Raw genomic sequence first — 12,869 nt, forward strand, 5'->3', positions numbered from 1 at the left:
TTGATAGCCGACTGCCGTGCGATAAAAAGCCGGCGTTAGCCGGCTTTTATGAAATGTTTTAAATGCTAGGAGCAATTAAGACTTGGGAGTTCTACCGGCTTGTTTACGTAAGTTTTCAGTTAATAACTTCTTACGAATACGTGTACTGATAGGAGTTACTTCAACCAATTCATCATTATCGATGAATTCAAGTGCTTGTTCTAACGACATAACAATGGGCGGAACCAAGCTTTGTGCTTCGTCTGTACCTGATGCACGTACGTTAGTTAATTGCTTACCTTTAAGGGCGTTAACCGTTAAGTCATTTTCACGGGTGTGAATACCGATAACCATGCCTTCATATATTTCAACACCGTGGCCGATAAATAAACGTCCACGTCCTTGTAAGTTAAACAATGCGTTAGTCAGTGCTTTACCAGTTGCGTTAGCAATCAATACACCGTTCTTACGCTGGCCGATTTCTCCGCCTTTGTGGGGTCCGTAATGATCGAAGGTGTGGTACATCAATCCAGAGCCAGACGTCATAGTCATAAAGTCTGTTTGGAAACCAATTAAGCCACGGCTAGGGATCATAAAGTCCATACGAATACGGCCTTTACCATCTGGCGACATATTAGTTAATTCACCTTTACGTGTACCAATCTGTTCCATGATAGAACCTTGATGCTGTTCTTCAACATCTATGGTCACAGTTTCGAAAGGTTCATGAGTCACACCATCAACTTGCTTCAAAATAACTTCTGGGCGAGAAACGGCTAGTTCGTATCCTTCTCGGCGCATATTTTCAATCAATATGCCTAAGTGAAGTTCACCACGACCTGATACACGGAACTTGTCCGGATCTTGCGTTTCTTCGACTTTCAGCGCCACATTGTGGATTAATTCTGTTTGCAATCGTTCATAGATGTTACGTGATGTGACGTATTTACCTTCTTTACCACAGAACGGTGAATTATTGACTTGAAAGGTCATGGTCACCGTTGGTTCATCAACAGAAAGAGGCGGTAATGCCACAACTGTATTTGGATCACAAATAGTATCGGAGATCTTAAGTTCACCCACACCTGTTACTGCAACAATGTCACCCGCGTCACCAGAATCTACTTCTAGGCGCTGTAGCCCTAAATAACCTTGCACTTGACCAACTTTAGCGTTGCGAGTTTTGCCATCAGCGCCAATTATCGTCACTTGTTGATTAGGTCTAACCGAACCACTGGTAATACGACCAATGCCGATTACTCCCACGTAAGAGTTGTAATCAAGTTGCGAAATTTGCATTTGTAATGGGCCGTGCATATCGGCAACCGGCGGCTTAACATGTTTTATGATTGTTTCAAACAAAGGCGTCATGTTATCGCTAGGTACATCCAAGTCGTTAGTTGCCCAACCATTTATGGCTGATGCGTAAACGACTTCAAAATCGAGTTGGTCGTCAGTTGCGCCTAAATTATCGAATAAATCAAAGACTTGATCCATAACCCAGCTAGGACGAGCGCCCGGCTTATCAATTTTGTTGATAACAACGATTGGTTTCAAACCTTGAGCAAAGGCTTTTTGTGTCACAAAACGTGTTTGTGGCATAGGGCCTTCTTGTGCATCAACCAATAACAATACTGAATCGGCCATAGACATAACACGCTCTACTTCACCACCGAAATCGGCGTGACCAGGAGTATCTACTATATTGATGCGGAATTCGTTCCATTTAATTGCAGTGTTTTTCGCAAGAATGGTAATACCACGTTCTTTTTCAATATCGTTTGAGTCCATCACACGTTCTTCGGCTACGCCGCGGCTTTCTAAGGTGCCAGACTGTTGTAATAACTTATCAACTAGGGTGGTTTTGCCGTGGTCAACGTGGGCTATAATAGCTATATTCCTCAAATTTTCGATTGAGGTATTGGGTGAACTCATTGTTTTTTACTCTCTTAGGGCCACACATGTGTCACTTAAGACTAGGGGCTGTTGATCTTTCATATATCCTCGACGACTTATGAAAAACCAACAGCCCCTTTTACTCGCTAAAGTAATACGTAGCTTAGTTGCTGAAATTTTGTGCGCGCGGATTATACATTTTAAAAGAGTAAAGGCGACAAATCATTTGAACATTAAAACGATATTAAAATTTTACTGGGATTTGTATCTTCGGGTAAATTTTAAAGGTTGCCCGTGTTAGTTGCTGATAATTCTTAACTTTAGCGTAGATAATAAAAAACCGGCGAAAGCCGGTTTTAATTTAATCTTTTAAAAGCTCGAAGCTCGAAAGTTTACCCTTTAGACGGACGTCCAGCTTGCTTACGCAGGTTTTCAGTCAATAACTTTTTGCGAAGGCGTATGCTGACAGGTGTCACTTCAACCAATTCATCATTGTCGATGAATTCAAGAGCTTGTTCTAACGTCATAACAATCGGTGGCACTAAGCTTTGCGCTTCGTCGGTACCTGATGAACGTACGTTAGTTAATTGCTTACCTTTTAGGGCGTTAACGGTTAAGTCATTTTCACGAGCATGAATACCAATAATCATGCCTTCGTATACTTCAAGACCGTGGCCGATAAATAAACGTCCGCGACTTTGTAAATTAAACAAGGCGTTAGTCAGTGCTTTACCGGTTGCGTTGGCAATCAATACACCATTTTTACGCTGACCAATTACACCACCTTTGTGTGGGCCGTAATGATCAAACGTGTGGTACATCAAACCAGATCCTGAGGTCATGGTCATAAAGTCAGTTTGGAAACCAATCAAGCCACGGCTAGGGATCATGAAGTCCATACGTATACGGCCTTTACCATCTGGTGCCATATTGGTTAACTCACCTTTACGTGTACCCAACTGCTCCATTACGGAGCCTTGATGTTCTTCTTCCACATCAATAGTCACTGACTCGTAAGGTTCGTGTGTCGCACCATCAACGTCTTTTAAAATCACTTCTGGGCGAGAAACGGCTAGTTCGTAGCCTTCACGGCGCATGTTTTCAATCAAGATGCCTAAGTGAAGTTCACCACGACCTGATACGCGGAATTTATCCGGGTCAGTAGGTATTTCTTCAACTTTCAGTGCCACGTTGTGGATCAGCTCGTGTTGCAAACGCTCAAGGATATTACGTGACGTAACAAACTTACCTTCTTTACCTGCAAAAGGAGAGTTATTAACTTGGAATGTCATGGTGACTGTTGGTTCATCAACAGATAGAGGCGGTAACGCTACCACTGTTGCCGGGTCACACACTGTATCTGAGATTTTAAGTTGGCCAACACCAGTAATTGCAACAATATCACCCGCGTCAGCAGAATCAACTTCGTGACGTTCTAAACCTAAGTAACCTTGTACTTGTCCAATTTTACCATTACGCGTGTTACCGTCAGCACCAATAATAGTCACTGCTTGGTTAGGCTTAACTGAACCACTAGTAATACGACCTATACCAATTACACCTACATAAGAGTTGTAATCAAGTTGCGAAATTTGCATTTGTAATGGGCTGTTCATGTCGGCAGCTGGTGGCTTAACGTGTTTGATGATTGTTTCAAACAAAGGCGTCATGCTATCGCTTTCTACTTCTAAATCGTTGGTAGCCCAACCATTTATGGCTGATGCGTAGACTACTTCAAAATCGAGTTGATCGTCAGTTGCGCCTAAGTTATCGAACAAATCAAATACTTGATCCATAACCCAATCAGGACGTGCACCTGGCTTATCAATTTTGTTGATAACAACGATTGGTTTCAAACCTTGAGCAAAGGCTTTTTGTGTCACAAAACGTGTTTGTGGCATAGGGCCTTCTTGTGCATCAACCAATAACAATACTGAATCGGCCATAGACATAACACGCTCTACTTCACCACCGAAATCGGCGTGCCCAGGAGTGTCAACTATATTGATGCGGAATTCATTCCATTTAATTGCCGTGTTTTTTGCAAGAATGGTAATGCCACGCTCTTTTTCGATGTCGTTTGAGTCCATCACACGTTCTTCGGCTTCGCCGCGACTTTCTTCTAATGTACCCGATTGTTGTAACAACTTATCAACTAGGGTGGTTTTGCCGTGGTCAACGTGGGCTATAATAGCTATATTCCTCAAGTTTTCGATTGAGGTGTTTGATGAACTCATTGTCTTTTCTCTGTTAGGGCCGCACATGCGTCACTTAAGACCATTACTCGCTAAAGTAACACGCAGCTTAGTTACTGAAATTTTATGGGCGCGGATTGTACAGTTTTATCCTACATTTAGCGAATTTCTAATGCATATAGGTGTAAAAAAAAGAAAGACTCTCAATTGGCTAACGTTGCATTAACATTATGGGCACTATTTGGAGTATTTAAGTGCGCCTGATCAATTTTGGTGCATAAATGCTCCGCATTGGTGCGTTCAATGATGTTTTTTTCGTTTACTCTATTCTAAAAAGACATAAACAAAAGGCATTCCAATCACTTAGGTATGTGGCATGATTATCGCTTTATATAGGCAAGTTTTAGAATTTGGAGTGAGTTGACTCCGACTAATATATTTATACTTTTAATCTGGAGGACACCATGTCAGCACAAAAGGCCTTAGACCTTATTAAAGAAAGCGAAGCTAAATTTGTTGATTTACGCTTTACCGATACCAAAGGTAAGGAACAACACGTTTCTATTCCTACTCATCAAGTGAATGAAGACTTCTTCGAAGAAGGCAAAATGTTTGATGGTTCTTCTATCCTAGGTTGGAAGGGTATTAATGAATCAGACATGATTTTGATGCCTGATGGTGAAACAGCAGTTCTTGATCCCTTTGCTGAAGAAACGCAAATCAATATCCGTTGCGACATTCTAGAACCTATGACGATGCAAGGTTATGATCGTGACCCACGATCAGTAGCCCGTCGTGCAGAAGAATATTTGATATCTACAGGTATCGGTGACACAGCATTGTTTGGTCCTGAGCCAGAGTTTTTCTTGTTTGACGACGTACGTTTCCACACAGATATGTCGGGTTCGATGTTTAAGATTGATTCAAGCGAAGCTAAATGGAATTCTGGTGCTGAATTCGAAGAAGGCAACATGGCTCACCGTCCTGGTGTTAAAGGCGGTTATTTCCCTGTTCCTCCTGTTGATTCATCTCATGATACCCGTGCTGCTATGTGTATGGTTATGGAAGAGATGGGTTTAACAGTTGAAGCCCATCACCATGAAGTTGCGACTGCTGGTCAAAACGAAATTGCATGTCTTTTCAATACTTTAGTTAAGAAAGCTGATGAAGTGCAAATTTATAAGTATGTAGTGCATAACGTTGCACATGCCTACGGACAGACTGCTACCTTTATGCCTAAGCCTTTAGTTGGCGATAACGGTTCAGGTATGCACGTTCACCAATCAATTTCTAAAGATGGTAAAAACATCTTTGCTGGTGACAAATATGCCGGAATGTCTGAAGAAGCCTTGTTCTACATTGGCGGTATCATCAAACATGCTCGCGCAATCAATGCTTTCACTAATGCTTCTACTAACTCGTACAAACGTTTAGTGCCTGGCTTTGAAGCGCCTGTTATGTTGGCATATTCTGCTCGTAACCGTTCTGCTTCTATCCGTATTCCTTTTGTAACTAGTGATAGGGCTCGTCGAATTGAAGTGCGTTTCCCTGACCCAACAGGTAACCCTTACCTAGCATTCACTGCTATGTTGATGGCTGGCCTTGATGGGATTAAAAACAAAATTCACCCTGGCGATTCAATGGACAAAGACTTGTATGACTTACCTGCAGAAGAAGCAGCAGCCATACCTCAAGTATGTAGTTCATTTGAGCAAGCACTAGAAGCTCTTAACAACGACCGTGAGTTCTTAACAGCCGGTGGCGTTATGTCTGATGAGTCTATTGATGCTTATATCGAGCTTAAGAGTCAGGAAGTTGAAACGCTTAACATGACAACTCACCCAGTTGAGTTTGACATGTACTACAGCGTTTAATATTTCAAGCTTTTAGCTGGCTATCTCGGATAGTTATTAAAATAAATAACAAGCCCGCATTTGCGGGCTTTTTTTTAGCTGTAATAAGGCTACACTTGATTTTACTGGTTCAGCGGCAATCGTGCCGATGATTTTTGGAGTGAAAACGAACAATGAAATTCAGCGCTGTTATTTGTTTATTGTTTCTGTGCATTAGTGTGTCAGCACAAGTGGTTTACAAAACGGTAAAGGCTGATGGCACTGCGGTTTACAGTGATGTTCGTAGCGATGGTGCTGTGCCGGTTAGCTTATCATCAATGAATAATGTTGTTGTACCTGCGTTAAATAATGCTTCAAGCCAGCCGAATAGTAAAAATAATCCAACAAAAAAATTAAAGCCTGAAGTGCAATATCTAGTGTCCATTCGTTCTCCGCAAGCTGAGCAAACATTGCGTGATAATTCTGGTTTAGTCACTATTAATGCGGATGTTTTACCTAAAAAGGCCGGTAAGTTTCAATTAGTCTTTGATAATCAAGTAGTTAAAACCCAATCAAATGGGCAGTTTAAGCTGGAAAGTGTCAATCGAGGCGCTCATTCCATTCAAATTCATTTTCTCGACAACTCAGGCAAGATCCTTGCATCGTCTAAGTTGCAGACCTTTTATCTGCAAAAAGCTTCTGCTCTGATCAATGTCAACTAGTACTAAATAAGCATATTGTATAAAAATTAGTATCTATATCTAAGCAGCTAAATAATACTTTGCACCATATGGGTGCGTGAATGTTGAGTTTATGTCTGAGTCTGTTACTACTGAAAATTTATTAGATAACCTGTCAACTGCTGTGCTTGTGTTGGATGACAACATGATCCTGCAATATGCTAATCATGCGGCACAAGCTGTATTTGAGCGTAGTTTAAATTTGTTAATCGGTTATTCATTCAATCAGTTTATTGCATCTTCGAGTCTTGATTTTGTGCGTTTTCAAAATTCCATGCAACATGGCGAAGTGTATTCTGATGGAGAAGTTACCTTTAAATTCACTGATGGTAGACATACGCAGGCTGATGTCTCAGTGACCAGAATGTTGGAAGACCAAAATAAACGATTATTGCTCGAAATTAGATTGGTAGAACAACAGAAAAAAATAAGCCAAGAAAATCACCAATGGGCTCAACAACAGGCCGCTCGAGAGCTTGTACGTGGATTAGCCCACGAAATTAAGAACCCTTTGGGCGGTATCAGAGGGGCAGCACAACTGCTTGCTAAACAATTGCCCAGCGAGGAATTACAAGAATTTACCCAAGTTATTATCGAACAATCCGACAGGTTAACTAATTTAGTTGATCGTTTGTTGGGACCAAATTTACGGCCAAATTTTGATTGGCAAAATATACACAAGGTACTCGAAAAAGTGTGTACTTTGGTGCAACTGGATCCAAGCCATAATATTCTCATTACAAGGGATTATGACCCGAGCATTCCAGATATATATCTGGACCAGGATATGTTGCAGCAAGCCACATTGAATATAGTGCGAAATAGTGTGCAAGTGTTATCAGACAATCGAGAAATCGCCGGTGAAATAACCATTGTCACTAGAATAGAGCGCCAAGTAATTATTCACGGGGCGTCTTTTCCGCTTTGTGTAAAAATTCAAATTATCGACAACGGACCTGGTATACCTAGCGAACTTAAAAACACACTTTTTTACCCAATGGTTACTAGCAAAAAAGAGGGCAGTGGTTTGGGGTTATCGATATCTCAAACATTGATTGGTCATCATCGAGGAAAAATTGAAGTTGATAGTTGGCCAGGCAGAACAGAATTTACATTATATTTACCGATTGATAAAAAGGATCCCCAGAAATGAGTGCAGAACCTGTATGGATAGTAGATGACGACAGCTCGATTCGCTGGGTATTACAAAAAGCATTACAGGCGGCAAATATACCTTGCTTCAGTTTTGAAAACCCTGAAGATTTATTATTACAATTAGAAACCGGACAACCACCTGAGGTGATAGTGTCGGATATTCGTATGCCACAAATGGATGGTATGGTTTTATTGGGTGAAGTGCATAAACGTTTTGAAAACATCCCTGTGATCATTATGACGGCACACTCTGATTTAGACAGTGCGGTAAATGCTTATCAAAGTGGTGCATTTGAATACCTACCCAAACCTTTCGATATTGATGAAGCTGTAAATTTGGTACAACGAGCCTTAACTCACTCACGGGAACAGTCTAGTAAAAACCAACCACCTGAACTGGTCAAGGCGACCGAAATTATTGGTGAAGCACCAGCCATGCAAGAGGTATTTAGGGCCGTTGGACGTCTGTCTCGTTCTAGTATCAGTGTCTTGATTAATGGTCAGTCTGGTACAGGTAAAGAATTGGTGGCCCATGCGTTACATCGTCACAGCCCTCGCTCGAACAATACGTTTATTGCTCTGAACATGGCTGCAATACCGGCAGATTTGATTGAGTCTGAATTATTTGGTCATGAAAAAGGTGCATTTACGGGTGCTCAAGCGGCAAGACAAGGACGATTTGAACAAGCTAATGGCGGCACATTATTTTTAGATGAAATAGGTGACATGCCACTAGATGTACAAACTAGATTGTTACGAGTTTTAGCTGACGGACAATTCTACCGAGTTGGCGGGCATAACCCGGTGACAGTCGATGTCAGAATTATTGCTGCAACTCACCAAAATCTGGAACTACGTGTGTCCGAAGGTAAATTTAGAGAGGATTTGTATCACAGATTAAATGTTATACGTATTCATATCCCCACACTCAGCGAAAGGCGTGAAGATATTCCCTTATTAGCCGGACATTTTTTACAGAAAGCCGCAGCAGAACTCGCTGTAGAGGTTAAATCTCTTAGCAAAGAAACCAAAAAAATTCTATCTAACTTACCTTGGCCAGGGAATGTACGTCAGCTGGAGAATATGTGTCGTTGGTTAACGGTAATGGCTAGCGGTCAAGAAGTATTGCCTCACGACTTACCACCAGAAATTCACCAACAACCTGTATCAATCGACAAAACGGCGACAACAGGTGATTGGCAAACGCTACTTGCTAACTGGGCAGATACGCAGTTGCAATCTGGGCATAACAATATCTTAGATGATGCGATTATGAGTTTTGAAAGGATTTTGTTAGAGCGTGCTTTACACTACACTCATGGACACAAACAAGATGCGGCTAAACGTTTAGGTTGGGGCAGAAATACCCTTACCAGAAAGTTAAAAGAGTTAAATATGTAGCTGGCTGTCAATGTGATTTAGGTTGGGCAAGGTTTTCCAAGCCGTATTTTTTCAGTAATGCTAGATAACGCCCATCATTGTGCATTTGAGTAATACAGCTATCTAAGGAAGTAAGAAACCCAGTAGTGTCAGTGATATTTTTGCTGTTTTTAGAAACTGTAACAAAGTAGTCTCTAAAAGAGACAGTAAATTTAGGGACTTTTATCTTATCGGCAACCCCCAAGGTTTTTGCTCGCCAATAAAATGTTTGTTTGCTATTAGGCATAATATCAAATCTAGGGTTACTACTTAATAACTGGGCAAACATAGCGTCAATACTATGTCCTTCGCTAATTTCACCTACAAGACGTTTCTTGTCTATCAATGCTAAAAGTTCAGGGGTGTAGGTTAAACCTGCCAAATGTCCAATTATTAGAGGGTGTAAATCCTCAATTTTATGAATATCTACCTTGCTGTCTGCGCGCATGGCAAAACCGTATTCAGTGGTAAATATGGGCACTTTGCCATATACCACGAATGCCTCACGCTCCTTTTTATAACTATATAGACTAATGTCCAACTCGCCACTTTGCATATATAGATGAGTTCGTTTGATTGGCAGTTTGCTGTAGGTGAGTGTGAAATTTTTCTTAGGCAAACATTCATTTAACACATCTTTTCCTAAACCAGATAAATTGTGTTTAGATTCAGAGAAGAGATAGGGAGGCCAATCAATATCATTTAATACTAGTTTATTGGCATAGACTAAGGGTGCAAGAACCCATAATATTAAGAATAATAATATGTTAAGTGAGTAATTTTTTTTCATAGGACTAGAGTATTATCAACACAGTGTCTATAACGTATAACATTATGTTTCTACATTTGACAGTTATGCAATAAGGTTAATGGTGAATTTTTGGGTTTCATACTTAATTATTTAGCACGCTCGTTCGTCAGCAGTGCTGCCATACCGCTATTAAATGCTTGCATCCATTTACTTGAAAATTGCCCTTTGGCGATACGATTAATTTCGATTACGGCTTTTTTCTTGGGTCGTTGTAAATGACTCTGATGTGCTCGAGCATGGGTGATAGCGTCAAAGGTGTCTAGTATGGCAAGTAATTTTGCACCTTCACAAATATCGTCTTCTTTGAGTCCCAGAGGGTAACCACTACCATCAATGCGCTCGTGATGCTGCATTACAATTTTACGTGCTTCATTCCATTGATTTAGATTTTCCAGCAAACGAGCACTTTTATATACATGGGAGCGCATCAGATTAAACTCGACTTCTTCTAGTTTTTCTTGTTTATGCAGTACAGCAACGGGCATAAAAGCCATGCCAAAATCATGCATATAACAGGCAACGGCAAGCTGGACTTCATTTACTGGGGAACCGGCTATTTTATTGATGTAACCCGCTAACTTAGCAATGCGATCACCTCTACCTTCCCAATACATTGAACGTTTTTCTATAGGCTTCATCAATTCTCTGAAAAAGACCAAGTCTTCGCGTTCTTCATTGTTGATTGTCTTTGGTATACCCGTTGTTGCTATACTGACGGGTGCTTCAGATGACGGAGTTTCACCTTCTTGCTCGTACTCTTGGCCTAAATCAAGACTGGGATCAAGCAACAATACTGCTTTGGCTAACAATTGTTCATGCTGAGCGCTGTTTTCTGGTGTGATGCGTTTAATGGCGATTACCAGTTGCTCAAACAACTCTTTATCATATTCCGCTTGCCCAGTTTGAATACAACTTTGAACGAAGACTTTGACTTTATCCATTATCAATAACACCAGATCACTCATATTACTGGTGTATTTAATTTGTCCCTTACGTAAATAATCGAGTAAGTCTTCGGCATACTGTAAAAGAGGGATGAGAGGTGAAAAGTTAACTAAGCCTAAGTCACCTTTGATGGTGTGGATTGAGCGAAATAATGAACGTTGTAATTCGTTGTCTTCTGGCTTCAATTCCAATTCAATTAAGGTTTGCTCGCTGGCTTCATATAGTTCGTTAATTTCTTCCAATAAGTCGGTGAGAATATCTTCATCGAGATCTTCATGTTTAAACGTTTGCATAGGATGAGTAGCCTTAATAATTGAAAGTGCTTTGTGCTTGGTTAAGTATCGGCTAATTAGAATTTTTATTCATTTATTTGTGCCGAAACAGAAAACGTTAAAATATATCTAATAAATGCTAGGGGCCGTTAATCTTTCATATGTCACCGAGATTTTCCTCAAAATGTGCTTGATCAAGGCGAAATCTGTGAAGTTTGGTCACCCAAACAAACAGGTTTCAACGCCGAGTAAGTGCGTTTTGAGGAAAACCCTTCGGGCTGGGCCATTTATTCGCCTACCTTCGTTGTTTACCTCTCGTTTAGAATGACTAAACGAGAGGTAAACGCCTCGGTATCCAAATAAATGACCTCAGTCTCGAGGAAGTATGAAAGATCAACAGCCCCTAGGAGTATAATTGTTTTAGCTAGTGGCTAAAATGAGTATACTCAGCGCCCACTTAATTGATAAGGGTGTGCTTTGTTAGCGCTTTTACGCATAGTAGCGATATTCTTTTATTTTTTGTTGATTAATCTAATACTAATATTAATTTGTTTGCTGCGACCTTTCCATAGGGATAACGTACATGCAGCGGGTATTTTATATAGTTCTGTATCGGCTTTGTTCGGATTGAAACTTGATATTCGCGTACCAGATAGCGTCAAACAAGGTGGCCCTTATGTGTTTATTGCTAACCATCAAAATAGTTATGACTTATTGACTATTTGCGCTGCTGCACAAAAAGGCACAGTGACAGTTGGCAAAAAAAGTCTGAAGTGGATCCCCTTGTTTGGCCAAGTTTACTGGTTAACAGGTAACATTATGATCGACCGGAAGAACTCAGGACGTGCTCATGATACGTTGCAAGGAACTGTTCAAAAAATTCAAAAAAAGCGTTTGTCAGTGTGGTTTTTCCCAGAAGGAACCCGCAGTTATGGTCGAGGCTTGTTACCTTTTAAAACAGGTGCATTTCGCATTGCTAAAGCAACCAATGAACCCATAGTTGTGGTAACAGCCAGCAGACTAAACAATAAAATAAAATTAAATAGGTGGAACAACGGCACGTTAATAATTGAACTGTCGGAGCCAGAGTTTATGGATGAAAATAAATCCATTAAACAAAATGCAGAATATTTTCATCAAAAAATGCAACAACAAATCAAAAATATAGACGCAGAATTAGATAATTAAACGCCAGAGGAAAAGTTTATGAATTCAGAAAGTACATCCGAATTGGCCGAATGGCATGAGTTCAATCAAGAAACAGTCGAAGCATTGATTGAAGACGGCAGTGATGCAAGTCAAGCACATACTATTGAATATCATTTTGCTAGCGCAGATTTTGACGCGTTAGAAAAAGCGGCTGTTGATGCGTTCAAAGCCGGTTTTGAAGTGGGTGATGCTGAAGAGTTAGAGTTGGAAGATGGTGAAGAAGTGTTTTGTTTTGATGCTGTGGTCGAACGTATGTTAGATGCCAATTTAATCAATCAAGACACCGATAAGCTTTTTGCAATTGCCGAGAAACATAAAGTGGATTACGACGGTTGGGGCACTTATTTCATCGATAAAGATCAGGACAATACTTAGATAGTGCTTTAATTGTTTTAGGCTACTCTTAGCGCTGTCAC

At 40.6% G+C, this 12,869-nt stretch carries 10 protein-coding genes; 6 read left to right on the forward strand and 4 right to left on the reverse strand.

The window, feature by feature from the left end; all coding sequences use genetic code 11:
• Nucleotides 1-75 precede the first annotated feature (75 nt).
• The gene (gene typA, locus QZ488_RS09090; protein WP_293747816.1) at nucleotides 76-1,914 is read right to left on the reverse strand and encodes a translational GTPase TypA; all 1,839 of its coding nucleotides are present in this window, start codon (nucleotides 1,912-1,914) and stop codon (nucleotides 76-78) included.
• A gap of 353 nt (nucleotides 1,915-2,267) precedes the next feature.
• Nucleotides 2,268-4,112 (reverse strand): translational GTPase TypA, encoded by a 1,845-nt coding sequence (gene typA, locus QZ488_RS09095; RefSeq protein WP_293747818.1) that lies wholly within the window; start codon nucleotides 4,110-4,112, stop codon nucleotides 2,268-2,270.
• A gap of 422 nt (nucleotides 4,113-4,534) precedes the next feature.
• On the opposite strand from typA (QZ488_RS09095), the gene glnA reads away from it, so the two are divergent.
• From glnA to glnG, 4 genes are all read left to right on the forward strand, one after another.
• Complete coding sequence (glnA, locus tag QZ488_RS09100) at nucleotides 4,535-5,944, forward strand: glutamate--ammonia ligase (protein WP_293747820.1); 1,410 nt, start codon at nucleotides 4,535-4,537, stop codon at nucleotides 5,942-5,944.
• 152 nt (nucleotides 5,945-6,096) lie between these two features.
• Entirely contained in the window at nucleotides 6,097-6,624 is a 528-nt protein-coding gene (locus QZ488_RS09105; protein ID WP_293747822.1) for a DUF4124 domain-containing protein, read from the forward strand.
• A 91-nt stretch (nucleotides 6,625-6,715) separates the two neighbouring features.
• Nucleotides 6,716-7,795: a nitrogen regulation protein NR(II) gene (gene glnL / locus QZ488_RS09110; protein WP_293747824.1), complete on the forward strand. Its 1,080-nt coding sequence runs from the start codon at nucleotides 6,716-6,718 to the stop codon at nucleotides 7,793-7,795.
• Complete coding sequence (gene glnG / locus QZ488_RS09115; RefSeq protein ID WP_293747826.1) at nucleotides 7,792-9,198, forward strand: nitrogen regulation protein NR(I); 1,407 nt, start codon at nucleotides 7,792-7,794, stop codon at nucleotides 9,196-9,198. The genes glnL and glnG overlap by 4 nt, the downstream gene beginning before the upstream one ends.
• Nucleotides 9,199-9,205: 7 nt before the next feature.
• Here the strand turns inward: glnG and QZ488_RS09120 are convergent, their stop codons facing one another.
• Together QZ488_RS09120 and QZ488_RS09125 are read right to left on the reverse strand one after the other, a co-directional pair.
• Nucleotides 9,206-10,006, reverse strand: coding sequence for an ABC transporter substrate-binding protein (locus QZ488_RS09120; RefSeq protein ID WP_293747828.1), 801 nt, complete (start codon nucleotides 10,004-10,006; stop codon nucleotides 9,206-9,208).
• 107 nt (nucleotides 10,007-10,113) lie between these two features.
• Nucleotides 10,114-11,265, reverse strand: coding sequence for an HD domain-containing phosphohydrolase (locus QZ488_RS09125; protein WP_293747830.1), 1,152 nt, complete (start codon nucleotides 11,263-11,265; stop codon nucleotides 10,114-10,116).
• A gap of 456 nt (nucleotides 11,266-11,721) precedes the next feature.
• Between QZ488_RS09125 and QZ488_RS09130 the strand changes: the two genes are divergently transcribed.
• Both QZ488_RS09130 and rraB read left to right on the forward strand, forming a co-directional pair.
• Nucleotides 11,722-12,432, forward strand: coding sequence for a 1-acylglycerol-3-phosphate O-acyltransferase (locus tag QZ488_RS09130; RefSeq protein WP_293747832.1), 711 nt, complete (start codon nucleotides 11,722-11,724; stop codon nucleotides 12,430-12,432).
• Nucleotides 12,433-12,450: 18 nt separating this feature from the next.
• Entirely contained in the window at nucleotides 12,451-12,828 is a 378-nt protein-coding gene (gene rraB, locus QZ488_RS09135) for a ribonuclease E inhibitor RraB (RefSeq protein ID WP_293747834.1), read from the forward strand.
• Nucleotides 12,829-12,869 lie beyond the last annotated feature (41 nt).

It is taken from the genome of uncultured Paraglaciecola sp., assembly GCF_913020055.1.
In the GTDB taxonomy this organism is placed as follows: Bacteria; Pseudomonadota; Gammaproteobacteria; order Enterobacterales; family Alteromonadaceae; genus Paraglaciecola.

Coding starts and splice junctions, on each gene's coding strand:
- QZ488_RS09105 (WP_293747822.1), top strand. CDS start 6,097: ATGAAATTCAGCGCTGTTATTTGTTTATTGTTTCTGTGCATTAGTGTG.
- typA (WP_293747816.1), bottom strand. CDS start 1,914: ATGAGTTCACCCAATACCTCAATCGAAAATTTGAGGAATATAGCTATT.
- QZ488_RS09120 (WP_293747828.1), bottom strand. CDS start 10,006: ATGAAAAAAAATTACTCACTTAACATATTATTATTCTTAATATTATGG.
- rraB (WP_293747834.1), top strand. CDS start 12,451: ATGAATTCAGAAAGTACATCCGAATTGGCCGAATGGCATGAGTTCAAT.
- glnG (WP_293747826.1), top strand. CDS start 7,792: ATGAGTGCAGAACCTGTATGGATAGTAGATGACGACAGCTCGATTCGC.
- glnL (WP_293747824.1), top strand. CDS start 6,716: ATGTCTGAGTCTGTTACTACTGAAAATTTATTAGATAACCTGTCAACT.
- glnA (WP_293747820.1), top strand. CDS start 4,535: ATGTCAGCACAAAAGGCCTTAGACCTTATTAAAGAAAGCGAAGCTAAA.
- typA (WP_293747818.1), bottom strand. CDS start 4,112: ATGAGTTCATCAAACACCTCAATCGAAAACTTGAGGAATATAGCTATT.
- QZ488_RS09125 (WP_293747830.1), bottom strand. CDS start 11,265: ATGCAAACGTTTAAACATGAAGATCTCGATGAAGATATTCTCACCGAC.